This is a genomic window from Thermoactinomyces sp. CICC 10523 (genome assembly GCF_016055105.1).
Taxonomy (GTDB): Bacteria; Bacillota; Bacilli; order Thermoactinomycetales; family Thermoactinomycetaceae; genus Thermoactinomyces_A; species Thermoactinomyces_A daqus.
In genome coordinates this window covers 428,490-454,541 of record NZ_JAECVX010000001.1, presented here as the reverse complement: position 1 = coordinate 454,541, position 26,052 = coordinate 428,490, and the positions used below count along the sequence as shown (strand labels likewise).

Genomic DNA, 26,052 nt, shown 5'->3' with positions numbered 1-26,052 from the left:
CCCTTTCTGTCATGCATCAGCCAAAGCGCGAGACAAAAAACATGCAGCCCGCCGTGAGCTGCATGTTTTCAAATAACCGTTTATTTTCCGATGAATTCTTGTACCCAGTAATTTCCGTCTTTTACATAACCGACACCGATGTAATTGAAATCTTTATTCAAGATATTTTCACGGTGTCCTTTGCTGTTCATCCAGTCTATCACAACCTCTTGCGGAGTGGGTTGCCCCATGGCAATATTTTCTCCGGCGCTGTTGTATTGGATGCCATACTTATTCATCATGTCAAATGGGGAGCCGTAAGTCGGGCTGTTGTGGTCAAAATAGTGTTTGTCATGCATGTCTTGTGCTTTGTCCCGTGCCATCCGGCTCAATTTCGAATCGATTTTCAGGGCAGGCAACCCGTATTTGGCCCGTTCCTGATTGACAAGGTCAACCACTTGTTTCTCGTATTCGCTCAGCGTATAGCCGGTTTGTTGTTGTCCGGAAGAAGACGGTGGGGTCGATGCCGGTTTTGTCGTCTGGTTGGTTGCAGGTTGCTTTTTGACCGGAGCCGGTTGCTGTTGGATCTGCTTGGGCTGTACCGGAACGGATTGAGGCCGGTTTTGGATGATTTCCAGCGAGTCCACTTTGATGCCGTATTGTTTGAGAAGCTGATCGAGATGCAACTCTTTCAAGGTTTCTTGAATATAGTGACAATAAGAGGAATTGGCGGAATCAGCTTCTGTACCGGGATCTTGTTTGCCGGCAGCAAAAGTTGTAAGCGGGCTGGTGACAGCCAATGCTCCTGCAATTGCCAATGAAGTCAAAATACGACGATTTTTCACAGAATAACCCTCCTGTTCATTTCCTGGCTCAACAGTGAAGCTGAGCGTTTCTCTATTAGAGGATAACATAGGTTTTGACGATATTTAGTAGAAATAGTTGGAAGTGGGATTGGTTTCCTTTCAAAGGTGGGGGTTAAAGCAAATGGAGAGAAAAGGCATCCGCTGACCGGATGTTAGCCAGCAGGTGAGGGGGGACACCGTGGCATTAGCCGGCAACGAACTTTCACAGAAAAACACCTTCCCCCCATGGCTATTGCCGGAGAAAGGTGTTTTGCCTTCAATTGAGTGAACTTGCTTGTGTATTTACTGTTGGCTTTTCTGCAAAGCCTGATCGAGATCTTCAAGAATATCGTCGATCGACTCAATGCCTACGGACAGGCGGACGAGTTCAGGCGTTACACCGGCACTGCGCTGTTCCGCTTCCGACAGTTGCTGGTGGGTCGTGCTCGCCGGATGGATGACCAATGATTTGGCATCACCGACATTGGCGAGATGAGAAAAGAGCTTCACATTTTGGATAAATTTCTTGCCGGCTTCCAAACCTCCCTTAATGCCGAAGGTGAAAACGGCTCCCTGGCCTTTGGGGAGGTATTTTTGCGCCAGCTCATAGGTGCGGTGGGTTGGCAAGCCGGGATGGTTTACCCATTCCACTGCTTCATGCTCTGCCAGATATTTCGCTGTTTTCAGGGCATTTTCACTGTGCCGTTCCATTCTCAGATGCAAGGTTTCCAGTCCCTGCAAGAGAAGGAAAGCATTAAAGGGAGAAATGGCGGCGCCGGTGTCGCGCAGCAGTTGAACGCGGGCTTTGATTATGTAGGCCAATGGGCCGACCGCTTCGGTATATCGGACGCCATGGTAGCTGGGATCAGGCTCGGTAAGATCCGGGAATTTCCCGTTCGTCCAGTCAAAACGGCCGGAGTCGACGATTACCCCGCCAATGCTGTTGCCATGACCGCCGATAAATTTCGTTGCGGAGTGGACGACGATATCAGCCCCGAATTCAAAGGGACGGCATAAATATGGCGTGGCAAACGTATTGTCGACGATGAGAGGAACACCGTGATCATGGGCAACGTTCGCGACTGCCTCGATGTCCAGGATATCGGTTTGCGGATTGCCGATGGTTTCGGCGAAGACTGCTTTGGTTTTATCAGTGAAGGCTTTGCGGAAATTTTCCGGATCGGACTGATCGACGAAAATCACTGTGATCCCCAGTTTGGCCAGTGTATGCCTGAAGAGGTTGAACGTGCCGCCGTAAAGATGGCTTGAAGCGACAATTTCATCTCCGGAATTGGCGATATTAAGAATGGAATAAGTGATCGCTGCCTGTCCGGAACTGGTCGCCAGCGCCCCGACGCCTCCTTCCAGTTCGGCCACCCTTTTTTCAAATACGTCCTGGGTCGGGTTCATAATGCGGGTATAGATATTGCCGAATTCCTTTAACGCAAACAAATCCGCCGCATGCTGGGGATCATTGAACACATAGGAAGTCGTTTGGTAAATCGGTACGGCCCGGGCATTGGTTGTCGGATCAGGTACCTGTCCACCGTGGACGGCAATCGTTTCAAGCTGGTGCTTTTTTTGTTCGCTCATGTTTTTCCTCCTTCTCAGTAAAAAGCCTCTTCCCTGATCCAGAGAAGAGGCTTTGTGATCCATTTTCCTCTCCTATCTCTTAGAAACTGATGCTCAGTCTCTACAGGAATTGGCACCTTCCGGTTCGTCTCACCGGGGTTGCCGGGCTTCATCGGGCCAGTCCCTCCGCCGCTCTGGATAAGAGTATAAAACGTGAAAATATATGTTTTTTTATCGATTTACTACATTATAATAAATTGTGATTTTTTTTGCAATGTATTTTGCAAGGGAATTTGTTTGGGATCCAAAAACGATGAAGGAGATTTTTGCGTTCCGGACTCTGGTGAAAAGTCATGATCTTTTCCGAAGGGTCCCGCAGCGATGGTGAGCCTTGGGAAAATTTATTTTAAAATAAAAAACAAACAGAGAGACAGGTGAATAAATATTGTCTGTTTTTTTAAAATTGGTATAATAAGCAGGAGAAGTGGAATATAAGCATTGAGGTGGACGCCGATGAACGGAATCCCGCGCCCGCTGGTACGTGCCAACCAATGGTTTCAGGTACTGTCGGTTGTTTTTGCCCTGATCACAGGTCAATACTGGATTTTGCTGCTCCCGTTGCTCACCGGGCTGTACAGTCTGATCGTGGGCCAAAATCCGGTATTTTGGGTTGTTCGCCCGTTTTTAAGAAAACCGCATTCGCACTATGCGATGGAAGATCCTGACCAGCAGAGATTTAACCAGATGATCGCAGCTGTCTGCCTGGTACTCAGCCTGATCGGATTTTATGCCGGAGTGCCGGCGGTTGGGTATGTATTTGCCATTCTGTTGGGAATCGCGGCCTTTGTGGCCATTCTCGGTTTTTGCATCGGATGCTTTATCCGTTACCAATATCTCCGCTACAAGCAGCGGAAAGCTTGAACCCGCCTCGTTGCGGGTTTTTTTTGCGGTTCATTCGGTGTAGAATAAGGGGAGGTTTTGCAAGAACGTTAAATGAGGTAGGTTTATATGAAAATCGTACTATCGACGTTAAACGCCAAATATATTCACACCTCGCTTGCTTTGCGCTATTTGAAAGCATTTTGTGAGCGTGAATTTGCTGTGGAAATCGCGGAGTACACCATTAAGGATCCGGAGATGAACATCGTTTCCGACCTGTTTAACCGCGCTCCCGACGTGGTCGGTTTCTCTTGTTATATCTGGAATATCGAAGAGACGATCACCGTGATTGACATGCTGAAGAAAGTAAAACCGGATGTGAAAATCGTCCTGGGAGGGCCGGAGGTGTCCTATGACACAAAAGAATGGATGGAGCGGTTGCCCCAAGTCGATTTTATTGTGATGGGTGAAGGGGAAGAGACATTTCATCACTTGCTGACCGAGTTGAGCGGTGAACAAAAGTTCCATTTTGTGTTTGGACTTGCTTGGCGCAAAGGTGATGAAATCATCATCAATCCGCCGCGCCCCAAATTGGATCTGAACAAAATTCCCTCACCGCACCGGTTTGAGGAAGACCTTCCCCATCTGCCCAATCGCGTTGTTTACTTTGAGACCAGCCGCGGCTGCCCGTTCAGCTGCCAGTTTTGTTTATCCAGCATCGAAGTGGGGGTCCGTTATTTTGACATCGAGCGGACGAAGCAGGATTTGCTCTACCTCATCCGCAACGGTGCAAAGCTGATCAAATTTGTCGATCGCACCTTCAACATTAAGCGGGATTATGCACTGGAGATTTTTCAGTTTTTGATTGATCACCATGGGGGCTGTACATTTCAGTTCGAGATTACTGCGGATATTATGCGCCCGGAAGTGCTGGATTTTCTGGCGGAAAAGGCCCCGCCCGGCATTTTCCGCTTTGAGATCGGCGTGCAATCGACCAACGACCCGACAAACGAAGCGGTCAAACGGCGGCAGAACTTTGCCAAGCTGAGCCGCACCGTGACCAAAATCAAGGAGTCCGGAAAAATCGCGCAGCATCTCGACTTGATTGCCGGGTTGCCGCTGGAGGATTACAACACTTTCAAGAAAACATTCAATGATGTGTTTGCATTGAGGCCGGAAGAGTTGCAGCTCGGCTTTCTGAAAATGCTGCGGGGAACCGGGATGCGGCTGGAAGCGGAGAAGTACGGCTATGTATTTATGGAGAAAGCGCCTTATGAAATCCTGGGGAACGAGATTCTCCCGTTTTCCGACATTGTCCGCATCAAGCGCGTCGAGGATGTTTTGGAAAAGTACTGGAATGCCCATCGCATGGATCATACCATTTCCTATCTGGTGGAGCGGGAGTTTCCGTCTCCCTTTGATTTCTTCCAGGATTTCGGGGATTTTTGGGAACGCAAGGGCTGGCAAAAGATCGGTCATCAGCTGGAAGATTTGTTCACCCGCTTGCATGCTTTTTTGTTGGAACGGGCTACCAGGCATCTTGACCTGATTCTCGGCTTGATGAAATACGACTACTACCTCGGACACAAACACCGCCCGCGCAAGGTTTGGTGGGAGCTGAGTTTGAGCAAGGAAGAGCAGGCTGCTCTGTTGCGACAGGCTGCGGAACAACCGGAACTTCTTTCAGGCGATTTCGCAAACCTTGGGCTTTCCGAGCGCGATCTGTTCAAACATGCGGTTGTCGATATGTTGCCTTTCGATTTGGACGTTTATCTGCGAACAGGCGAAATTCTTCGGCGGGACGTCGCTCTGTTTGCCGTTTACCGGCCTGATCAAGGAATGTCGGCCAGATGTTACACGATGCCGGTGAACGACCGCCAAGTTCCGCCGCCCGATGTGCGTAAAGCCGTTTGAACGTTCGTTCCGGGGCAAGCGAAAAAGCGGAAAGGCTTTGTTTTCACATTCGCATTAAGACGAAACCTCCTCCGGATGGGGGAGGTTTTCTCGTAATATTGATCGTTTTCCGGATCATGGAGCCTCCTCCCTTCCATTTCTGCCACACATGTCAACGAAATGAGTGAACGGGGAATGGAGCGGGAAAACATTGACAATGAATGGTGTTTTTCAATACGATTAAATTATTAGATAATAGGAATATTTTTGTATATGGAGAATTGTCTTTGTTGCCCGCGGTCAGTGAACCAGCTCAAGAAGGGGGTTGACCAGTTTGTCTGCATCACAAAATCAAGCTGTGAAAGAGAATCATGGTGCGAAAAAAGTGAGACAAATGAATTTTCGCTGGTGGTTTGCCGTTTGCTTATGGGTTTTGCTCTTAATCTCCTACATCGACCGGACCAATATTTCCATCGCCGGTCCCGAGATGGTCAAGGACGGAGTGGTCACGGAGAGTGCACTCGCTCTTGCCAATAGCCTGTTTCTCTTTATGTACGGATTGTCCAATCTGTTCGGCGGTTACCTGGGTGATCGCTTCGGGCCGAGAAAAGTCGCCTTGTTCGCGCTGATCTGGTGGTCGCTCATGACCTTGTTCACCGGTTTTGTCTGGAGTTCATTGGCGCTCGTTTTTTCACGGGTTCTCCTGGGGTTGGGGGAAGGGATGCACTGGCCGCTCAACTCAAAGTGGGTCAAAGAGTGGTTCCCGTCCCATGAACGGGCTCGCGCAAACATGTTCTGGGAATTCGGGCTGACGATGGGGCCGATTATCACCGGGCCGTTTGTGACCTGGCTCATCCTGTCAACTGGCACATGGAAAACCCCATTTATCGTGATGGCTGTCATCGGGATCATCATCATGGCCCCGATTCTTTGGAGTATTGCGAAGGACCGGCCGGAGGAAAGCCGTTTTGTTTCCGCGGAGGAGCTCGCCTATATTCAAAAGGGGCGCAAGGATGAAAGCGCCTCCAGCGTGGGTGTCGGCGATGTTTTAAGAAAAGCGGATTTTTGGCTGCTTTTGATCAACTGGTCGGGGATGGCGACGGTCTTTTACGGAATTTTATTCTGGCTTCCCTCCTATCTGATGAAGGTGCGCCATCTTTCCCTTCATATGACCGGATTTTGGTACATGCTGCCCTATATCTTGATGACAATTGCCATTATTTTGACCGCTGTTGCCAGCGACCGCCTGATGAAACGTTCCATCTTTGCCGGGATTGGAACCATCATTGCCGGTGTGGGGCTCTTTTTGGGAACGCATACGGATAATCTCGTGCTGGCGATGCTGCTCATCTCCGTATCGGCCGCGATGAACGGCGTGGTTTTACCCACGATTTGGAGTTCGCTGCAACGCATGTTTCCCAGCCAAAATGTCGGAATCGGCGCAGGGCTGTTAAACGGGTTGGAAAACATCATCGCTGCGGTGGGGACGTATATTCTCGGCCTTTCGTTTAATGTCGGTTTTTCCTACCTGATCATCTTCGCCCTGATCGGCGGCATCAGCGGGCTGATTCTGGCGAAACGCGGGTATTGAGAAAAAATCGTTGACAGGCATGGTCTTTTCGGTTATAAACAATTCTATATAATGGATCGGTTGACGCAATGATGGAGTGAGTAAGCTTGGTTCCGGCGCCCAGAGAGCAGATTTCAGAGGCTGGAAGAATCTGCCGCCGCCCGGGCTGAACCCCGCCTCCTGAGCTTCCTGTGAAAAGCGGGACGGTTACCGCCGTTATCGGTTCGAGTGGGCGATCCGCTGCTGCTGGGCGGATTTGCCAATGAAGGTGGTACCGCGAAAGAACCTTTCGTCCTTCTGGGGATGAGGGGTTCTTTTCTTTTTTACTGTGAAAGTTTCCGATTTGACTGAGTTTCATCCGGGGCTTGCCGCAAAAGAGAGGAATATTTTCGATAAAAATGGTTGAAGGTGGTGGTATCCTTGCAGGGAAAACGCATGGTCATAAAGGTGGGATCGAGCAGCATAACGGAAGCCGGCGGAAAAATATCACAAGAGAAAATGAAAAGCTTGACAGCGCAAATGGCAAGTCTGATCCGGCAGGGGATGGAATTGATCCTGGTTTCATCCGGAGCCGTCGCTGCCGGATTGGAAAGACTGGGCTGGTCGCGTGCACAGATTACCATTCCCGAAAAACAAGCCGCTGCTGCAGTGGGACAAGGCATTTTAATCGGGATGTACCAGCAGCTCTTCGCGGCTGAACAGATTCAGATCGCCCAGCTTTTGCTGACACGTGCGGATGTGGAGGATCGCAAGCGGTACATCCATATTCGGAATACGGTTGAAACCTTGCTGCGCCGGGGCATTTTGCCCATTGTCAATGAGAATGACACCGTGGCAGTGGATGAAATCCACTTTGGCGATAACGATACGCTGGGCAGCCTTGTTGCGTTGGTGGCGGGGGCGGATGCGCTTGTGATGCTGACAGACATCGACGGATTGTATACATCCAATCCGGCCCGGGACCCGAATGCGCGGCGGATTTCTGAAGTGACGGAGATTACGCCCGGTTTAAAAGCGATGGCGGGTCAAAGCATCAGCCGGGTTGGAACCGGCGGCATGCAGACCAAGCTGGCAGCAGCCGAAATTGCCACGCAGTCGGGGATTGAGACCTTTATCGCATCAAGTCAGGAGCCGGACGTATTAACGAAAATCGTTTCCCGGCAACAGGTGGGGACGCGGTTTTTTCCCCACCACCGTCTCTCGGGAAAAAAGTCCTGGCTCGCCTACGGCACGAGAGTGGAAGGAAGTGTCACCGTCGATGCAGGTGCTGCTGAGGCTTTGATCGATGGTTATGGCAGCCTCCTCCTCGCGGGGGTGGAAAAGGTGAGTGGGGAGTTTTTGGAAGGTGCGGCTGTTGCGATCAGGAAAGCAGACGGAGAGGAGATCGGCAAGGGAATCGTCCATTTCTCCAGCTTTGATTTGCGGTTGCTTCTGGAGAGAAAAAAAGTGGAGAAAAAGCAAAGCCACTATCCGGTCGTCATCCATCGGGATGCACTGGTGATTCTTGTGAAAGAGGGGAATCAGTGATGACACAAAATGAATTGCAGCGTTATGTGATTGAAAAGACGGAGAGAGCTAAACAGGCCTCCCGAAAGCTGGTTCTTTGCACCACCGAGGAGAAAAATGAGGCACTCCTTGAGATGGCAGATACACTGTGGCGGGAACGGGAGAGAATCCTTATGGCAAACCAAAAAGATATCCAGGTGGCCAGAGCAGCAGGAACGCCGGAGGGTAAGCTGGATCGGTTACGCTTGAACGAATCCCGTTTGCTGGAGATGATCGAAGGTCTCAGGCAGATTGTCGAACTGGATGATCCGGTGGGAGAGGTGCTGGAAACCTTCCAGCGGCCAAACGGGCTGAAAGTGGAGAAGGTGCGCGTTCCTTTCGGGGTCATTGCCATGGTGTATGAATCGAGGCCCAACGTTACCGTCGATGCGGCCGGGCTGGCCCTGAAAACGGGAAATGCCGTGGTTTTGCGCGGGGGAAAAGAAGCGCTTCGCTCCAATCATGCCCTGATCGAAGCATTGACAAAAGGGTTGCGCCAGTCGAACGTGCCCCCGGAGGCGATTCAGTTTATTGACCGCCCGGAACGGGAGACGGTCGATTTTCTCATTCGCGCCAAAAATACGGTCGACTTGGCCATTCCGCGCGGGGGAGCCGGATTGATTCAGCGCGTCATCCAAAATGCGCTGGTTCCCGTGATTGAGACGGGAGTGGGCAACTGCCACGTCTATGTCCATCAGGCGGCTGATCCGGAGCGGGCCACCCGAATTGTTGTCAATGCCAAAACCGGAAGGCCATCGGTGTGCAACAGCATCGAGACCGTATTGGTCGACGAAGCGATCGCTCCTGTCTGGCTCCCGCAAGCAAGCAGGGATCTGGCTGAAAAAGGCGTTGAACTGCGTGGATGCGAAAAGACATGCGAAATTCTGCGCCACACTCCGGGATTAAAACTGGTGCCCGCTTCGGAGGCGGATTATGCGACCGAATTTCTCGATCTGACGCTGGCGGTGAAAGTGGTATCCGGACTGGAAGAAGCAGTTGCGCACATAGAAAAGTTTGGCACCCGCCATTCGGAAGCGATTGTGACCGAAGACAACGAAGCGGCGAAAGCGTTTCTGGCACAGGTGGATGCTGCTGCGGTGTACCATAATGCATCCACCCGCTTTACCGACGGCTTTGAGTTTGGCTATGGAGCGGAAATCGGCATTTCCACGCAAAAGTTGCATGCGCGGGGACCGATGGGACTGAAGGAATTAACCAGTTATAAATACCGGATCCGCGGAACCGGGCAAGTGAGAGAGTAGCTGAGCAGCGGAATTCCGTCGCAAAGAAGCGGCGGAATTTTTTCTGTGACACATACGGCCGGACTGAGACCGGATTGTGAACATCAAGTGTGATTGTTTTTAAAATAAATATATAATAGGATTAGTCTGTCGATTTTTCCGGGAATGTTGATGAGACAAATACCGGGCTGATCTCCGATGACGCGCTTGTACTTTCTCCGTTAAAACCAAAGATGAGGGGAATCCTCTTCTATGAAAATCGCTTTTGTCAGCTGCTCGAAAATGAAAAGGGAGATTCGCTGCCCCGCCTGCGAAATGTTTACTTCCGCGCTGTTTCGCAAAGCTTTTTCCTATTGCAAAGATCATTATGACCAAGTCTATATTCTTTCCGCCCACTACGGGTTGTTGCATGAAAAGCAGATGATTGCCCCTTTTGACCGGGCGATGCGCCAGTTAAGTGCGTCACAGCGCCGGGATTGGGCAGTGCGCGTTCATATTCAACTGCTCGATCAACTGCGCAAACAGTCGATCGCCTGGGAAGAGATCGAGTTGGTTGCTTTTTATGCCGGGGAGGATTATCGCACTTTTTTAATTGAGTTGTTTCCTGAAACGATTCCTGTGGCGGTTCCGCTCGCAGGATTGCCCATCGGAAAGCAGCTGCGGTTTTTTAAGGAGCAGGGTTATTGAGCAGTGTTTTTCCGCCGTGTTGTAAACATGACAAAGGGAGTCTCCCGAAGCGCGGGAGACCCCCTTTTTTCTGTGTCAGTGTTTTCCTTTTGGATAACTGACCATGTTGACAAACATCCGGTAAGCACCGGGTACCTGATTCTGGATTTCCCGATACCAGACCATGGAGGTGTACAGATAGGTGCCTTTCCCGTAATCGGCCACTAACAGCCCGCTGTCGAACGGTTTTTCCCCGGGATCAGCCATCGAGAAGAGGGGAACATAGTGCTGCCGGTCCCAGTCAGAGGGAAAATAGACTGCCCTCTCTTGCACCCAGCCGTCAAAATCGGCGGAAGTGATGGGATTGGGCCATTGCAACAAGGGATGATCCGGTTTTAAAAAGGTGACCGGTGCCGTTTCATCGGTGACCCGCCAGTTGATTGGCGGATCGCCGGGTGTGAGCGGATAGGGAGCGAGCTCCGGTTTCCAGCGGTCGGTCGGCTTATGGTATTGCATGACCACATGGCCGCCGTTTTTTACGTAATCGAGAAGACGCTGATTGTTGGCCAGCAGGTCATCCCGCGACAGATAAGCGCGAATCCCGACGACGATCGTATCATATACGCTTAAATCCCCGTTTTTCAGGTCATCCTCAGTCAGCATTGTCACGTGCAACCCGGCTTGCCGCAAATGTTCGGCAACATCGTCAAAGCCGCTGTCCACATAGCCGATGTTTAAGGACGGGTCAAGTTTGAGAGGAAAGGCATTCAACTTGATGGCTGCATCGGTGATGTAGTAGCTGGTGCCGATGTGAGGGTAGGAGATGCGTTCCACCTGGGCATGGAACTTGTGGTTGCCGACGGCGGCGGTGACCGGAATCTGGTATTGCTGAGCTTTTAACGGCCCGGTGGCCTGAATGCGGACGGTAAAGTTTTTGGTTTCATCCGCTTTGGCAAATTGCACGTTCCATTTTGCCGGAGTTGCCTTGAAGCCTTTTGGCAAGTCCAGAGAGATCGTTCCCTGGCTGGGGCCGTTTTTATAATTGGTCACTTTAATCGCAATCGTTTGCTCAGGTTGTGTCGCTTCCGTATTCAGAATGCTCGCTTCGGGGGTGAGTGTGATCCCCCAATCCGGCAGCAGGGCGGGTGTAAAGGTCAGCGGATCGGCGGTAATTTGCTCGGTCACTTTTTGTCCTCCGATCAGGTAAGACAGATCCACTTGCAGAACCGGAGGATGATAGGGATGGAAATACGATTCGGGATTGGCGGGAGCGGTCATCGCAAAGGAAACAGTCATTTCTCCTTTGGAAGGGAGAAAGGTTCGATAAGGCTTCATTGCGAATTTCCATCCGCCTGCGGGTTGCAGGGGGTGGATCCGGACCTGATGAATGGCGTTGTTTCCGGTATTGTTCAGCTGTAGTTTGACAGTGGAGGTGGAGCCTGGGGTCCAGACGTCGCGGTCGAGGGTCACACGGGTTTGGATGCCTGCGGCGATGGTGATCACATGTTGCAGTTGCTGTTCTTTGATGTTCAGGCGGTACAAGAGGTCATCTTTTTGTTCGTGATTTAACGGGGCGTGGGCAGCCAATTCCTTGGCCATTCGCGTCATGCTTAATGCCTTGACAGCGGCGGCAGTCACCTCAGGCCTGTTCGGATAGGCGTTCTGGGTTCGTTCGTACTGGGTTTGCAGATGAGTTAACGTCGTTTTCAGGGCCGGGTCTTTTACCTGGCTGGCGTAACTTTTAAAATCATAGGGCAGTGAATCGAACAGGGACGTCTCCGGTCCGGTTGCGCTGACGGAAGAACGGATCAATTCCAGAGAGATATACTGGTCAGCCACGGGCAGGTCGCGCCCCATCCCCTGGCTTTTGTGTTTTTTGCGTGATTCCTCTCCCAATTGGGGATAGGTGAGTCCGTATACCGGATCGACTTTTCCGCCGACATTAAAGCGCAGCGTTTCGTGCCCGTCTGTTCCCGGCAGATAAAGTTTTTTCACTTGCCAGGGTTTCAGCCCGGCTTTGATCTGTTCGGGAAAAACACTGGGATCGGCGGCATCTTTAAAGGCGCGCACCGTCAGTTCGCTGATCGCCCGATGATGGCCGTGTTCGGTCGGGACATCGCGGAAAGAGGGCATGATAATATCCGGGCGCTCTTGGCGGATCCGGCGGATCAACCGTTCGTACGTCAGGGTTTCACCCCATTTTTTCAAGGTTTCTTCGGGTGATTTGGAAAAACCGAAGTCATAGATCGGGTCATTTAAGTCTTCACTCAGCATGAACAGATGAACATCCAGCACTTTGGCGGCTTCCTGCAATTCGCGGCTGCGAATAATTCCCAGTGCATTTCCGAGTTCGGGTCCGATCTCGTTTTGACCGCCTTCGCCGCGGTTGGCCAGGACACTGATCGTCCGTACCCCTTTACCCAATGACAGATAAGCGAGCAGAGCGCTGTTCTCATCATCGGGGTGAGCGCCGGTGTTCATAAAGTTGACGATGGTGTCGAGCGGACGCAGTGCTTTCCACAGTTCCTGATCCGGTTCGGATGCAGTGGAAAACGCGACGGAGCGTGAGGGGGAGGCCAAGGGGAATAACAGAACGAAAACGAGCAGCAGAGCGATCAAAACCCGCTTGCGTGACATTTTCATGCTTTTTCCTCCTCGGATTAAAATTGGTTGCCTGACCCGGGATGTTGTGAAAGCAGTTTTCTTGATCTTTATTTTGTGAAATGGAATGAAAGTTTATTTTTATCTGTATATTTATTTAACCAGAAGCCGGTTTTCGTTTTCAAATTCGGGAATCGAAGAAATGAAGAGAAAGAAAGAGAATGGAATTCGATCATAAAGGCGATTGAGCCAACACGACAATTGATTGACTAGTATTTTATTTCATAATTATCGTATTTTTGTGTAATATAAGTAGAGAGGAAGTTTTTGGCGGATGATGAAGGAGGAAAAAGGAGGGGTTTGATGAAGAAAAGATGGCGCTGTTGGCTGAGCGGTGCCCTCGTTTTTCTGTTTGTGACCGGTTGTTTGGCCACCACGCCTCCGTCCGCCGACAAAGGCGGTTTGGAAGAAAAGGTTGTCGTCTACTCTCCCCACGGCAAAGAGATCTTGCAGGAGTTTGAAAAACGGTTTGAACAAGCGCATCCCCATGTCGATGTAGAGTGGCTGGATATCGGTTCGCAGGAGATTTTGGACCGCGTTCGGTCGGAAAGGGAAAATCCACAAGCGGACGTGTGGTGGGGAGCGCCGTCGGTCATGTTTGAAAAGGCAAGGGAGGAAGGATTGCTTCAACCCTATCATCCCTCTTACAGCAAGGCGTTGCCCAGGCAATTCCGTGCTGTGGATGACAGTTGGACAGGAACCAGTCAAACCCCGGAAGTGATCATGTACAATTCACAGAAGGTCTCTCCTTCCGAAGCTCCGAAGGACTGGGATGACCTGCTCGACCCCAAGTGGAAAGGGAAAATCATTATCCGCTATCCGCTTGCCTCAGGGACGATGCGCACCATTTTCAGTGCGATGATTTATCGTTTCGAGCAACAGGATCACAGCCCGCAAAAGGGCTATGAATGGCTGAGAAAACTCGATGCCAATACCCATTCCTATGCGGCCAATCCGGAAATTATGTACAACCAGATCGCACGCGGTGAGGGAGTCATTACGGTGTGGGATATGCCGGATACCGTGATGCTGAAGGAAAAGAAACATTACCCGTTTGATTACGTGATTCCCAAAAGCGGAACCCCTGTTCTGACTGAAGGAATCGCCATTATAAAGGGAGCAAAACATCCAAAGGCCGCTGAGGCTTTTTATGAATTTGTCAATACGCAGGAGTCGATGAGATACTTGGCGGAACAATATTATCGCATTCCGACACGCACGGACGTGACCGGATTGCCGGAGTGGATCAAGGACAGCAAGATTACGCCGATGGATCTTGATTTCAAACTTGTGCAGGCAAAAGAACAAGAGTGGATGAATTACTGGGAACAGAATATCAAAAACAAATCAAAATAACAGTGCCGAAATCCGGATGGGAGGCAGCCATGAGCAGTGTTCGCTTTGAAGCGGTTACCAAGCGCTTTCAGGATGTCATCGGAGTGGCAAACTTGAATCTGGAGATCAGGAACGGAGAATTTTTTACTTTGCTCGGTCCCAGTGGCTGCGGGAAAACAACGACCCTGCGCATGATTGCCGGTTTTACCTTCCCGAGTGAAGGGAGGATTTTTCTGGGAGAACGGGAGATCACTTCCGTCCCGCCGCATAAGCGCAATACGGGAATGGTTTTTCAAAATTACGCTTTGTTTCCACATATGACGGTGATGGAAAATGTGGCCTTTGGGCTTACTGTCCGCAAACTTTCCAAACCGGAACGAACAAAACGGGTGAAAGACATTTTGCAGCGCGTACGCTTGGAGGGTTTTGAAGATCGCAAAATATCCGAACTCAGCGGCGGGCAGCAGCAACGGGTGGCGCTGGCCCGTGCCCTGGTGATTCGGCCGAGCATCCTGCTGCTGGATGAACCCTTGAGCAATTTGGATGCACGTTTGCGGGAGGAGATGCGGTCGGAGATTTTGGCGCTGCACCGCTCGTTCGGCATCACGACCGTCTATGTGACTCATGATCAGACAGAAGCGCTCACGATGAGCGACCGCATTGCCGTTTTTCAGAGAGGAACATGTCAACAGGTAGGAACCCCGGAGGAAATTTACCAATCCCCGAAGAATGCGTTTGTCGCTTCTTTCGTCGGTGAGACCAATCTCTTGCCTGCGACTGTGCTCAAACGGGAAGGTGATTCGGTTTTGGTTTGCGCTGCCTCCGCCCTGTTTGAAGTGCCCGTAACGGCGGTGGAAGGGGAGGCGGCGGCCGGGGAAACCATGTGGCTGTCGATTCGCCCGGAAGCGGTGGAAATCGTAACCGGGCCCGGGAGCAATACGATTTCCGTAACGACGGAGCTGATTCAGTTTATGGGTTTTTCCATTCACTGCACGGCGAAAGCGGAGGATGGAACCCGCTTGCGTTCGTTGATCCTCAATCACCGCTTTCAGGGAATGAAAGAAGGGGAGGCGCTGTTCTTTCACTTTCCCGCAGAACGATTGCGACTGTTTGCCCAAAGGGGAGAGGAGGAATGAGGAGAAAAGCGGAGATTGTGCTGCGGCATGTTTGGCGGAATCGAACCACCTGGATTTTATTGCTGCCGGTTCTGTTTGTGCTGATCGGTTATGTACTCTATCCGACATGGCAAACTTTTGTGAACAGCATCCGGTTTAACGGTCACTGGGGATTTGAGTTATACCGCCGTTTTTTCACCGGCGACAGCCTGTCCAATTTGGAAGCGTTGTGGAACAGCGTCTATCTGTCTCTGCTAAGCGTGATTTTCAGCGCATTGATCGGGGTTCCTCTGGCGCTGATCTTCCACCGGTACGATTTTCCCGGGAGGCGCCTGTTTCAGATGGCGGCCGTGATGCCCATGGTTTTGCCGTCTTTGGTGGGGGTAATGTCTTTTCTTTTTCTGTATGGGGAATCAGGTCTGGTGACACGGACCGTGCAGCATTTGCTCGGGCTCAGCACACCGCCGTTTACGCTGTCGGGTGTGCCAGGAATCTTGCTTGTTCACACTTACACCATGTATGTTTATTTTTATCTGACGGTTTCATCGGCGCTTCAGGGGTTGAATCCGTCTGTTGAAGAGGCTGCCGTCAATCTGGGGGCCGGGCCGTGGACCATGTTTCGCAAGATCACCCTGCCGCTGCTCACCCCGTCGCTGATTGCCGCGTCCCTGCTCGTGTTTATGACCTCGATGGCTTCCTTTTCCGCCCCTTTTCTACTGGCTGGCGGATACCGCGTGCTCAGCCTGCAAATCTATTTTTCCAAGTTGAACGGGGATATGCAGATGGCGGCTGTCCAGTCGGTGATCTTGTCCGTCGTCTCGATTTCCTTTTTGCTGTTTATGCGGTGGCATCAGGGACGGCGGGATTATCATATATCGGAAAAAGGGGTGAGCGGGTGGCGGAGGGAAGTGCGCAATCCTTATGTCAAATGGATGCTGGTCTTTTTGGGCATCCTCATGGTGGCGGTGCTGTTGCTGCCGCATTTCACCCTGATCCTGCTGTCATTTGTGCCGGAAGGGACGTGGACATATCAGACATATCCGACGGAATTCAGCTTGGAAAATTACATTCTGCTCATGAAAGATCCCTCGATTTGGGAACCGATCCGCAACAGTTTGTGGATGGCCGCTCTGGCCACGGCCGGCAATCTCCTGTTCGGCGTTTTGACGGCGTACCTGTTGGTGAAACGGAAATTTCGCGGCAAAAACCTGCTGGATATTCTCGTGATGCTGCCTTGGGCATTGCCGGCGACGGTCGTGGCGATGAACCTGATTTTTGCCTTTAATGTCCCTGCTTTTTTCGGATTTGGCCATGTTTTGGTCGGGACTTTTTGGATTTTGCCGCTCGCTTATTTTATCCGTCATATTCCCTTGGTCGTGCGGCCGACCAGTGCGGCGTTTGCCCAACTGGACGACTCGCTGGAGGAGGCGGCCCGAAATCTCGGGGCTGGATGGTTTACCGCTTTTCGCCGCGTGATCTTGCCGCTGGTGCTTCCCGGGATGATGGCCGGTGCATTGCTGGCTTTTGTGACGGCTGTCGGTGAATTTGTTTCTTCCGTTCTTCTCTATACCATCGATAATCGGCCGATCTCGATCGAGATCATGAATCAGTTGCGCATGTTTAACCTGGGTCAGGCTTCCGCTTATGCGGTATATCAGATTTTGTTGATCGCGCTGGTCATGTTTGTCTCCAATCGGTTCTTAGGCGTCAAGATGCAAAATACCCTTTAAACAGACATGCTCTTTTCGACACATCGACATCTTCACAATAAAAAGGGGAGACGGCACATGCGCCTCTGTGACCGGATTGCCCGGGAAGACGGAAGCGTTTTCCCCGGCAAAACCTATGCAGAATCCATTCTGCGCCCGGTTTTCGAACTGCAGCGCGATCATTTGTATCATGCTATGATGGAAGTTCAGCGCGCCCATGTCCGGATGCTGTTTGATGCGGAGATTCTTTCCAGGCAGGAAGCGGCGCAAATGCTTCGGGCGATCGGGAAAATCCGGGAGAAAGGCAGTCAGGCATTGGCTTATGATCCACGCCATGAAGATCTCTTTTTCCTGCTGGAAGCGAAAATCGCCGGGGAGATCGGGGATGACCTGGCCGGCAATATGCACATAGGACGAAGCCGGAACGATTTGGGCGTCACCGTTTTCCGGATGGTGTTGAGAGACAGGTTGCTGGCGCTGATCCGGCAGCTGTTGCGGTTGAAAAAAACGTTGCTGGAATTGAGCGGGGAGCACGTTTCCACGTTAATGCCGGCTCATACCCATACCCAGCCGGCACAACCGATTACGCTCGCGCATTATCTGCTGGCGGTGTTTGACGGACTGCGCCGCGAAACGGAACGATGCTGGAGTGCGTACAAAACGGTAAACCGGAGCCCGATGGGAGCGGCTGCTCTCTCTGCAACGGGCTTTCCGATTATCCGGCAGACGGTATGTGATTGGCTCGGTTTTTCCGAAGTGATTGAAAATACCTATGATGCGATTGGCGGAGCCGACTATTTGGTGGAAACGGCCACTTCAGCTTTATCGTTGATGACGTTTTTGGGGCGCTTTTTGCACAATTTGTTGTTTTGGTGCACGAAAGAAGCCGGGGTGATCCGCGTTGCCGACCCGTATGTGCAGGTGAGCAGCATCATGCCACAGAAACGGAATCCTGTCAGCCTGGAGCATGCCCGCGCTTTGTCGAGCAGCGCGATCGGTGAGGCGCAAGCGGTCGTGATGATGGTGCATAATACTCCGTTTGGCGATATTGTGGATACCGAGGAGAATCTGCAGCCCCACCTGTATCAGGCTCTGGAAAAGAGCGAGCGCGTTGTCCGCCTGCTAACGGCTGTTCTCGCCACCATGCAAGTCGACCGGGGCAAACTCCGCGCCGAGGCCGGAAAATATTGCTGTACCATCACAGAACTGGCCGATCATCTGTTCCGGACGGAGGGAATCCCGTTTCGCAAAGCCCATTCGATTGCCGCGTTTGTCGCTGCCAAGGCATCTTCGTCCCAACTCGGGCTCGCTCAGGTTCCGGTGGGGTGGGTGAACGATGCAGCGCTTAAGGTGACGGGGAAAGCACTGCATTTGGATGAGAAAATGTGGGGCAAAATCGCCGATCCTGAGTATTTTGTCAATAGGAGAGATCGCACTGGCGGGCCTGCACCCCAAGTGGTGACGGAAATGATCAGGAAGCGCGAGCGGATTTGGGAGTCGGAGAAAGCGAAATTGATGCAGGAGCGGCAGAGGCTGGCGAAAGCCGAAGCGGATCTCGACGCCAAGGTGAAGGAGTGCTGTCAGGGGGAATCGTAGAAAAAACTCTTGTCATTTCGGTTGCCCCCGGAAGCGGGAAGGTGAGGGAAACCTCGGGAGCCTGGTCCGGGGTTTTCTGTATTTTTCGGTTTCAAATGAAGGAAATGTGAAAGAACAAGCGAAAAGAAAACAGGGCAATATGACAGAAGGAGACGAAAAAGATGTTTGGGAAGATATTAGCCAGTTTGAACATCGGCGGAACCATTGTCGACACCATATTGGAGAAAAAAGAATTGCGCCAGGGGGAAAAGGTAGGCGGACAACTCCGTCTCGTCGGCGGGAAAAGCGAGCAGAAAATCAATAATGCCACATTAACCCTGGTGTGCGAATATCGCTATGACCATAAAAAATCGGTTAAACATACATGGAAACAGGTGAAAATCGGACCGATCGGAACGATCCGGCCGCAGGAAGAAAAAGTGATCCCCTTTCAGCTTGAAGTGCCGGAGACGATGCCTTGTACTTTTCACGATTATCTCCGGGAAGGATTTTGTACCAATTTAATCACCGATTTGGACATTCCCTTTGCCATCAATCCGCACGATAATGACGAGGTCACGATTCTGCCCCATCGCGATTTGCAATTATTGCTCGATATTCTGGAATCCTTGGGCATGAAAGTGGTCAAAATGAGCGGGCCGATGGTTCCCTTTGGTTCGACTGCGCCCGCTTTTCCATATTACCAATCGATTTCGCTTGAATCAGGCGGGCTGGTTTCGGCCACGGTGTCACTCCTGTGGAAAGGGAACGGTGAAATCAAATGCTTCCTCGGCCGGAACAGCCGGATGCTTAACATCTCAGCGAGTGATCACGAGGAAGGCGGAGAAAGGATGAAAGCGCTTTTTGAGAAGGAACTGGGGGTGGCAGAGAGGAAATTGGTGAACGAGGTTCTGGAACGCCTGGGCATTGATCGCGACCCGGCCCGTTTTTACCGTTTGCGCATTCCGGAACGTTACCGCCCTTATTGCACCGAATTTTCGCTCGAATATTTGCATAAAAACCTTTTTGAACTTGAATTGGATCAGAAAAGGAAGGGACTTAAAAGTATGGTCGACGATATGCTCGACCTGGATGAGCGCAAGATCCGCTTCCGGGTAAATGAAGAGGATTTGCGCGATCGGGGAAAACGAATTGAAGCACTCATCATCGACTCTTTTGAACAGTTGAAACCAAACGGGACAGAAAAAAATACCTAATAATGAAAAACCGCTTCTGGATCCGCATTTTCAGAAGCGGTTTTTCATTTCCTTCCTGAACAGCTTCACAAGCCGGGAGAAGGGTCTTTTTGGTTGTTCAGGGCCCCGTTCCCCTGCAAACCTCGCAATTTTTCCAAAGGCATCTTTACTGAAGCATGTGGTTTAGCTTGTGTACATATTCCGGGCTTCCGCTGATGATCAAGCGGTCCCCGACCTGCAGCAAAGTGTCCCCGTGAGGGATGATCGCCTCATTTCCGCGAAAGATGCGGATGATGAGGGTGTCTCCGAGAAAGGGCAGATCGCGGACGCGCGTCAGATGGTATCGCTGGTTGGCCAGGGGGATTTCCATCAAATATCCCGCATCATCCGTTACCAGGCGGAACAGGGACGGATACTCGATCATCGCTTTGACCAGGGTTGTGTTGGAGAAGAAGGCGGAGGTGAACTGAATGCGCGAATCCTTCGCCGGCTGTTGCAATTTCGGGTCTTCCACGCGTGCGATCACTTGTTTGACGCCCTTTTTCTCCGCTGCCATCGCAATATCGACGTTTCGCCGGTCATCTGAAGTAAAAGCGATCACAATGTCTTTATCAAACACTTTTTGCTCATCGAGATGCTCGGGATCGGCAACCGGCATTTCGCAGATTTTAAACGGCCGGTCATTCATATGTTCCAAATTGGATTTGTCTGGTCCGTACAGCGTCACATCATAACCGTCTTCATGAAGATCGTGGGACAGTTTCAGGGTGACGGCATTAATGCCGACCAATGCGACCGAGGCTGTCTGTTTCTCTTCTGCATCCGGGATGATCCGCTGAAAGAGAATGGGGGACAAAATCGCTGTGACGACCGCGGCCAGAACCAATGCCGTATTCATGGTATTGGTGATGATCTGGAGGTCCATCCCGACTGCCGCTCCGGCGATAACCAGGCTTAAGGTGGATGTCAGCAAAAAGCCGGAGCCGATGGAGCTGTGCCAATCAAACCAGCGGCGGAAGATAAACACGACCAGCACTTTGGACAGGTAAAAGGATAACAGAAGAAGCGGAAACGTAATCAGGGCTTTCGGATCTTTAATCAGACTGATTAAATCGAGTTTGGCCCCTACCATCACAAAAAAGATGGGAATTAAAAAACCAAATCCAAAGGCCGTTAATTGGTTGACAAAAGATTTTTTGGGAGATAACAGGGAGACGATCATCCCGGCCAAAAAAGCGCCGAGAATGTTTTCGGCTCCAACGGTTTCCGAAAGAGCGACAAAAAACAGAATGAGGGCAAAAACGCCCCGCGTTCCGATGGAAATCGTTTCTTTTGAGATTTTTTCTGTCAGGTTGGCCGGTTTCAAGGTGTGGATCAAACGGTAGACCACAAAAAAGATGACGAAGAGCGACATCAGCAACAGGATGCTTTTAAATCCGGACGGAGATCGAAGCGATACATAAACAGCCAGCAAGATCATCGTTAAAAAATCAGCGATCACGGCAGTGACCAGAATGGATTGCCCCAGGGTGTTGCGGGCAATTCCCTTATCTTTGATGACCGGCAGGGTTACGCTGAGCGAAATGGTGGAGATGATGAGAGTCATAAAAAAGGGTGCCTTGACCAGCCCGAACACGTAAAAACTGATCGATAACCCAAATGCCAGCAGCATGATGCTCAAAAAACTGATGAATCCGATTGCCAGCGGATTGGGTGCTCCTTTTTCCTTTTTTCTTGACTGGAAGATCATATTGAAATCGATCTCCAGGCCGCTGAGAAACATCAGATAAATAATCCCCAGCATTGATAATAATTCCAGCCAGTTATCCTGATTGATTATGGAAAATCCGCTTTTGCCCAAAACGAGACCGACCACGATTTCCGCGACAACCACAGGGATAAAATTCCATTTGAGGCGGTGCAACACGATCGGGACGATAAAGGCGGCGATGACTACAATCATGAGGGAAATAAGTGAATGATGACCTTCCATAAATGCCTCCACAGCCAATTTTTATCCTGACACGAGGAAAGGTTTGAACAAAGTATTCCACAAATTTGAAGGAAATAAGCGCAAAACAACCGATCTCAATGATAAAATAAATAAGGGGGAAAATCCCCTTTTTTAAGGGACGAAAAAGGAAGCGCAAAAGTTGCAGTATCCTTTTTTTGTGAAATGGTCATGGGATGTCGGGTTATGCCCCGCCAACAAATCAGGATGGTTTTGTGTTTCGATGGCGAAAGGATGTAAATTGAACGGTGAACGGAGGTTGAAAAAATGGCTCTGGATCCGCAGGTAAAGCAATTGCTTGAGCAATTGGGAAAGATGGAAGGGCCTGCCATTCATGAACTGGCTCCTGAAGAAAGCCGAAATTTGTTTCGCAACAGCGTGAAGCATTTTGCTGCACCTCCGGAAGCGGTCGCCAAGGTGGAGGATCGCCGGATTCCGGTAAAGGACGGCGAAATCGACATCCGCATCTATACCCCCTCGGGTGAGGGACCTTTTCCGGTTTTTGTCTATTTCCACGGAGGGGGATGGGTATTGGGGGATCTGGACACGCTTGATTCTCCCCTTCGCACCATTACCAACCGGGCGAACTGCGTGGTCGTCTCTGTCGATTATCGACTCGCTCCGGAACATAAATTTCCGACGGCGGTGGAAGATGGTTACCTTGCGACCAAGTGGGTTGCCGAAAATGCTGCCTCTTTCAGCGGGGACCCGCGGAGAATCGCGGTTGGCGGAGACAGTGCCGGGGGCAATATCGCGGCTGTCGTCGCGCTCATGGCCCGCGAAAAGAAAGAACCGGCGTTGTGTTTTCAGGTTTTGATCTATCCGGTCACCGATGTGTCGAAAAACTATCCGTCCTATTATGAGTTTGGAAAAGGCCTTTTCCTTACGGAAGAAGATATGTTGTATTTTGGCCGTCAATATCTGCGGACAGAGGCAGATCGATTCGATATCCATGTCTCACCCATGCTGGCCGAAGATTTAAGCGGCCTGCCTCCAGCCCTGGTGGTGACTGCGGAATACGATCCGCTTCGCGACGAAGGAGAAGCGTATGCCAGCCGGTTGGAGGAAGCCGGGGTACCTGTGGAGCTTTGCCGGTACGAAGGGATGATTCACGGATTTTTCAACATGACGAAAGTGCTTGATCAGGCCAATCATTTGGTGCAAAAAGTGGCTGACGTATTGAAGCGGGCATTTTGATCCCGCCAAACCCGGTGTGCCTTCCCTGTCAGTTGCCTTCCATCCGAATACTTATGCGATCAACCGGCCATAACTAGCCAAAAAAGAGAAAGGTGATGGGGAAGGACAATGAAAGATACGATCGAAGGCACGATGATCCCGGCAACGTCCATCAGAAGCGGAGTGAGTCAGGAGGTGGCTCCTAGTCTGTACTGTCAGACTCTGCAAATGGTAAATGTTTGTTTGATCGGCTCCGATGATCAACCGGGGAAATGGATTCTGGCAGATGCAGGGATGCCGGGGTCGGCGGATGAGATTGTTTCTGCCGCGAAGAAGTGGTTTGGCGACGATTGCAAGCCTGAAGCAATTGTGCTGACACACGGGCATTTCGACCATGTCGGGGCTGTTGTCGATCTGGTGGAAAAATGGGATGTACCGGTTTATGCGCATGAATTGGAATTGCCCTATTTAACGGGAAAGTCCAAATACCCCAAACCTGACCCCGCGGTGGAGGGAGGAATGGTGGCCAAACTATCCGCGCTCTTTCCGGTCGACCCTGTTGATTTGGGAAATCATGTGCGGAAACTCCCGTCAGACGGCAGGATACCGGGACTGTCCGGTTGGAAGTGGATTCATACACCGGGGCATACCCCCGGACATGTTTCCCTCTTCCGCGAAGCAGACCGCTCCCTTATTGCCGGTGATGCATTTTTGACGGTGAAACAGGATTCGCTGTTTAAAATGATCATGCAGGAGCCGGAAATCTGCGGACCACCGCGATACTGGACCACGGATTGGCAGGCCGCCCGTGAATCTGTCAGGCGTCTTGAAGCATTGAAGCCGTTACGGGTCGTGGCCGGACATGGCATGCCGATGAAAGGAGAGGCGCTCCGGCAAGGACTGGAGAAGCTGGCGAAAGAGTTTGACCGCATCGCCATCCCTGACTACGGCCGTTATGTGGATGGAGAGAACGGAGGAGGATAATCAGTGAATATATCCGGCAATACCATTTTGATTACCGGCGGGGCATCGGGAATCGGCCTCGCCTTTGCTGAACGGTTCTTGCAGGCCGGAAATGAAGTGATCATCGTCGGCCGCCGGGAAGCAAAGCTGAAAGAAGCAAAAGAAAAGTTTCCAAAGCTGCATACAAGGGTTTGTGATGTTGCCAATGTGGAGGATCGCCTTTCCTTGTTTCAATGGGTCAAGAGCGAATTTCCCGAACTGAATGTCCTGGTGAATAATGCGGGGATTCAGCAGCGGGTCAATCTTTTGCGGGCGGACAAAGAGTGGGATTATTACCGCCAAGAAATCGCGATCAATCTGGATGGCCCCATTCATCTCTGTATGCTGTTCATCCCGCATCTGGTGAAAAAACAGAACGCAGCCATAATCAATGTCTCTTCCGGGCTGTCGCTGGCACCGGGAGTCTGGGTTCCCGTTTACAGTGCGACCAAAGCAGCCCTTCACTCCTTCACGATCTCGCTGCGGCATCAATTGGCCGACACGGATGTAAAAGTAATTGAAGTCCTGCCCCCGGCAGTAAATACGGACTTGGGCGGCGTCGGCTTACATACTTTCGGGGCACCGGTGGATCAATTCGCGGATGCGATCTTTCAAGGGCTTTCCAACGGGGATCTTGAAATCGGCTACGGGGATGCGGAAAAGAGACTCCACGCTTCAAGGGATGAACTCAACCAGAGCACAAAACGGGCATGGGAGAATTTCCTGCAAAACAATCCCGGGTTTCTTGAGTAGGATAAGTTCTTAAAACATGAGAAAAAGCCAAGCCTGGACCTTTTCCGTTTTTCGGAATCGATCCAGGCTTTTTTTACCAGTGACCGTTGCTCACCGGCACAGGCCAGCCTCTGGGATAGATCAGATATGCCGTGCCATTGGAGTGTTTCAGAAAGACGCTTTCAAACTGGGTGCGGTCATAGGTGATGCGGACCTGATCATCACTCGGAGCCGCCGGGTCATTGGTGAGGACATTGCCGTTTTGGTCAAACCCGCGAATGACGAGAAGGTGACCGTTTGAGCTGGGGATCGGGGTATGATCCAACTCACCCGGTTTGTAGGCGATACTGACGATGACCGGAACGCCGGCAGTTGTCCAGCGCTCCAGCTCAGCCAGACTGCTCACCCGGATCACTTTTCCCTCCAGGCCGAGTGAAGCGGCATAAGCGGTGTTAAATGGCCAGTTGCCGGCCCCGTCGTAAACATAGTCCCATACGCCGTTCACTACGTCAGGGACGGTCCGGTTCCATTCAGGACGGTTCATCACCCTGGCCCAGTAAGCCATGACCATGGATGTGGAAGTTGGCGAACACCAGGCTTCACCGCCGTCGGGAAAAACCATCTGCGACCGCAACGGGACATCGAGATCGCTGACCAGGCCGGTGCCAGGCACGATTCCGGGACGGTCCGATCCGTTGGCAAAGGTGATGCCGAGAGAGCGAAAGTCAGGTGTAAGCATCGGATCGGTCGTAAACAGCGTGATGCGCGCTTGGACGGCCGTAGCTGTTTTCTTAAGGATGAGCGTGTCGGTGGCCACAGTGCCGTTTGCATCTCCCTGCCCGTTGACGGAGTGGCGTTTAAAAGGGGTGTCTCCTTGCAGCCATACGCCCATGCTGTACCATTTCGTCCATTTTCCGTCGACCCGGCTGCGCAACTCCACTTCGCTCCATGTGCCGGTCGGGGTGTTGGCCTGCCATGAGGCGATCGCCTCGAGAAATGTTTTCTTTATCACGGGTGAGGTCCATTGCCCGTAATAATAGGAGCTTTGGTTATATTTTCCGGCAGTGTCGGTGCCGGATTTTAATGCGAGCGGGTTCAGCCGGAGAGCTTTGCCGGAAAATCGGGTTCCTGCATGAGCGCCGATGCCAAAATTGCGAAATTCGCTGTAAGCCTTTGTGCGGGTTATTTTGTCTTTCATCTGCTCCTTTGCGCTTGCGGCAGGGATTGTGAAACTGAAGGATAAAACCAGAACCAACAATACACGCCAAACAGGCAAGCGCATAAACAAGCTCCTTTCTTTTTTGGGCTTTCTTCTCTTCCTAATTCGATAATACTACAAAAACCTTTATA

Annotated in this window: 19 protein-coding genes and 1 riboswitch; of the genes, 14 read left to right on the top strand and 5 right to left on the bottom strand. The window is 51.3% G+C overall.

Annotation, left to right across the window (positions count from 1 at the left end):
- Positions 1-80 precede the first annotated feature (80 nt).
- Positions 81-824, bottom strand: coding sequence for a CAP domain-containing protein (locus tag I8U19_RS02285; protein WP_370589231.1), 744 nt, complete (start codon positions 822-824; stop codon positions 81-83).
- Positions 825-1,127: 303 nt separating this feature from the next.
- Complete coding sequence (locus tag I8U19_RS02280; protein WP_198055065.1) at positions 1,128-2,417, bottom strand: homocysteine synthase; 1,290 nt, start codon at positions 2,415-2,417, stop codon at positions 1,128-1,130.
- Between the two features lie 69 nt (positions 2,418-2,486).
- A riboswitch (SAM riboswitch) is annotated at positions 2,487-2,601 on the bottom strand.
- A 308-nt stretch (positions 2,602-2,909) separates the two neighbouring features.
- Here I8U19_RS02280 and I8U19_RS02275 point away from each other — a divergent pair.
- The 6 genes from I8U19_RS02275 to I8U19_RS02250 all read left to right on the top strand — a co-directional run bounded on the left by I8U19_RS02275 (position 2,910) and on the right by I8U19_RS02250 (position 10,211).
- Positions 2,910-3,317 carry a DUF4395 domain-containing protein gene (locus I8U19_RS02275; protein WP_033099272.1) on the top strand — a complete coding sequence of 136 codons (408 nt, stop codon included), beginning with the start codon at positions 2,910-2,912 and terminating at the stop codon, positions 3,315-3,317.
- Between the two features lie 87 nt (positions 3,318-3,404).
- Positions 3,405-5,189, top strand: coding sequence for a B12-binding domain-containing radical SAM protein (locus I8U19_RS02270; protein ID WP_198055064.1), 1,785 nt, complete (start codon positions 3,405-3,407; stop codon positions 5,187-5,189).
- A gap of 313 nt (positions 5,190-5,502) precedes the next feature.
- Positions 5,503-6,759 carry an MFS transporter gene (locus I8U19_RS02265; RefSeq protein ID WP_232330988.1) on the top strand — a complete coding sequence of 419 codons (1,257 nt, stop codon included), beginning with the start codon at positions 5,503-5,505 and terminating at the stop codon, positions 6,757-6,759.
- A gap of 399 nt (positions 6,760-7,158) precedes the next feature.
- Positions 7,159-8,265 carry a glutamate 5-kinase gene (gene proB, locus I8U19_RS02260; protein ID WP_198055063.1) on the top strand — a complete coding sequence of 369 codons (1,107 nt, stop codon included), beginning with the start codon at positions 7,159-7,161 and terminating at the stop codon, positions 8,263-8,265.
- Positions 8,265-9,545: a glutamate-5-semialdehyde dehydrogenase gene (locus tag I8U19_RS02255; protein WP_198055062.1), complete on the top strand. Its 1,281-nt coding sequence runs from the start codon at positions 8,265-8,267 to the stop codon at positions 9,543-9,545. The genes proB and I8U19_RS02255 overlap by 1 nt, the downstream gene beginning before the upstream one ends.
- 231 nt (positions 9,546-9,776) lie before the next feature.
- Positions 9,777-10,211 carry a DUF6884 domain-containing protein gene (locus I8U19_RS02250; protein ID WP_198055061.1) on the top strand — a complete coding sequence of 145 codons (435 nt, stop codon included), beginning with the start codon at positions 9,777-9,779 and terminating at the stop codon, positions 10,209-10,211.
- 75 nt (positions 10,212-10,286) lie between these two features.
- Here I8U19_RS02250 and I8U19_RS02245 read toward each other — a convergent pair whose 3' ends face one another.
- Positions 10,287-12,833, bottom strand: coding sequence for a PIG-L family deacetylase (locus tag I8U19_RS02245; protein WP_198055060.1), 2,547 nt, complete (start codon positions 12,831-12,833; stop codon positions 10,287-10,289).
- Between the two features lie 321 nt (positions 12,834-13,154).
- Between I8U19_RS02245 and I8U19_RS02240 the strand changes: the two genes are divergently transcribed.
- The 5 genes from I8U19_RS02240 (at position 13,155) to I8U19_RS02220 (ending at position 19,802) form a co-directional block, all read left to right on the top strand.
- The gene (locus I8U19_RS02240) at positions 13,155-14,207 is read left to right on the top strand and encodes an extracellular solute-binding protein (protein WP_198055059.1); all 1,053 of its coding nucleotides are present in this window, start codon (positions 13,155-13,157) and stop codon (positions 14,205-14,207) included.
- A gap of 29 nt (positions 14,208-14,236) precedes the next feature.
- On the top strand, positions 14,237-15,322 hold the full coding sequence (locus I8U19_RS02235; protein ID WP_198055058.1) for an ABC transporter ATP-binding protein: 1,086 nt from the start codon (positions 14,237-14,239) through the stop codon (positions 15,320-15,322).
- Complete coding sequence (locus tag I8U19_RS02230) at positions 15,319-17,031, top strand: ABC transporter permease (RefSeq protein ID WP_198055057.1); 1,713 nt, start codon at positions 15,319-15,321, stop codon at positions 17,029-17,031. The genes I8U19_RS02235 and I8U19_RS02230 overlap by 4 nt, the downstream gene beginning before the upstream one ends.
- Positions 17,032-17,088: 57 nt before the next feature.
- Positions 17,089-18,606, top strand: coding sequence for an argininosuccinate lyase (gene argH / locus I8U19_RS02225; protein ID WP_033099267.1), 1,518 nt, complete (start codon positions 17,089-17,091; stop codon positions 18,604-18,606).
- A gap of 161 nt (positions 18,607-18,767) precedes the next feature.
- Complete coding sequence (locus tag I8U19_RS02220) at positions 18,768-19,802, top strand: sporulation protein (RefSeq protein ID WP_198055056.1); 1,035 nt, start codon at positions 18,768-18,770, stop codon at positions 19,800-19,802.
- A gap of 145 nt (positions 19,803-19,947) precedes the next feature.
- On the opposite strand, the gene I8U19_RS02215 is transcribed toward I8U19_RS02220, so the two are convergent.
- Positions 19,948-21,774, bottom strand: coding sequence for a monovalent cation:proton antiporter family protein (locus I8U19_RS02215; protein WP_198055055.1), 1,827 nt, complete (start codon positions 21,772-21,774; stop codon positions 19,948-19,950).
- Positions 21,775-22,059: 285 nt separating this feature from the next.
- On the opposite strand from I8U19_RS02215, the gene I8U19_RS02210 reads away from it, so the two are divergent.
- The 3 genes from I8U19_RS02210 (at position 22,060) to I8U19_RS02200 (ending at position 24,723) form a co-directional block, all read left to right on the top strand.
- Entirely contained in the window at positions 22,060-22,989 is a 930-nt protein-coding gene (locus I8U19_RS02210) for an alpha/beta hydrolase (RefSeq protein WP_198055054.1), read from the top strand.
- Between the two features lie 108 nt (positions 22,990-23,097).
- Positions 23,098-23,952: an MBL fold metallo-hydrolase gene (locus tag I8U19_RS02205; RefSeq protein WP_198055053.1), complete on the top strand. Its 855-nt coding sequence runs from the start codon at positions 23,098-23,100 to the stop codon at positions 23,950-23,952.
- Between the two features lie 3 nt (positions 23,953-23,955).
- Positions 23,956-24,723 (top strand): SDR family oxidoreductase, encoded by a 768-nt coding sequence (locus I8U19_RS02200; protein ID WP_033099262.1) that lies wholly within the window; start codon positions 23,956-23,958, stop codon positions 24,721-24,723.
- Positions 24,724-24,796: 73 nt separating this feature from the next.
- Here I8U19_RS02200 and I8U19_RS02195 read toward each other — a convergent pair whose 3' ends face one another.
- Entirely contained in the window at positions 24,797-25,984 is a 1,188-nt protein-coding gene (locus tag I8U19_RS02195; protein ID WP_052153869.1) for a C39 family peptidase, read from the bottom strand.
- Positions 25,985-26,052 lie beyond the last annotated feature (68 nt).

Bases quoted from the DNA above. Each gene is read 5' to 3' on its own strand.
- I8U19_RS02280 (WP_198055065.1), bottom strand. From the start codon at position 2,417: ATGAGCGAACAAAAAAAGCACCAGCTTGAAACGATTGCCGTCCACGGT.
- I8U19_RS02275 (WP_033099272.1), top strand. From the start codon at position 2,910: ATGAACGGAATCCCGCGCCCGCTGGTACGTGCCAACCAATGGTTTCAG.
- I8U19_RS02270 (WP_198055064.1), top strand. From the start codon at position 3,405: ATGAAAATCGTACTATCGACGTTAAACGCCAAATATATTCACACCTCG.
- I8U19_RS02255 (WP_198055062.1), top strand. From the start codon at position 8,265: ATGACACAAAATGAATTGCAGCGTTATGTGATTGAAAAGACGGAGAGA.
- I8U19_RS02250 (WP_198055061.1), top strand. From the start codon at position 9,777: ATGAAAATCGCTTTTGTCAGCTGCTCGAAAATGAAAAGGGAGATTCGC.
- I8U19_RS02245 (WP_198055060.1), bottom strand. From the start codon at position 12,833: ATGAAAATGTCACGCAAGCGGGTTTTGATCGCTCTGCTGCTCGTTTTC.
- I8U19_RS02240 (WP_198055059.1), top strand. From the start codon at position 13,155: ATGAAGAAAAGATGGCGCTGTTGGCTGAGCGGTGCCCTCGTTTTTCTG.
- I8U19_RS02235 (WP_198055058.1), top strand. From the start codon at position 14,237: ATGAGCAGTGTTCGCTTTGAAGCGGTTACCAAGCGCTTTCAGGATGTC.
- I8U19_RS02230 (WP_198055057.1), top strand. From the start codon at position 15,319: ATGAGGAGAAAAGCGGAGATTGTGCTGCGGCATGTTTGGCGGAATCGA.
- argH (WP_033099267.1), top strand. From the start codon at position 17,089: ATGCGCCTCTGTGACCGGATTGCCCGGGAAGACGGAAGCGTTTTCCCC.
- I8U19_RS02220 (WP_198055056.1), top strand. From the start codon at position 18,768: ATGTTTGGGAAGATATTAGCCAGTTTGAACATCGGCGGAACCATTGTC.
- I8U19_RS02215 (WP_198055055.1), bottom strand. From the start codon at position 21,774: ATGGAAGGTCATCATTCACTTATTTCCCTCATGATTGTAGTCATCGCC.
- I8U19_RS02210 (WP_198055054.1), top strand. From the start codon at position 22,060: ATGGCTCTGGATCCGCAGGTAAAGCAATTGCTTGAGCAATTGGGAAAG.
- I8U19_RS02205 (WP_198055053.1), top strand. From the start codon at position 23,098: ATGAAAGATACGATCGAAGGCACGATGATCCCGGCAACGTCCATCAGA.
- I8U19_RS02195 (WP_052153869.1), bottom strand. From the start codon at position 25,984: ATGCGCTTGCCTGTTTGGCGTGTATTGTTGGTTCTGGTTTTATCCTTC.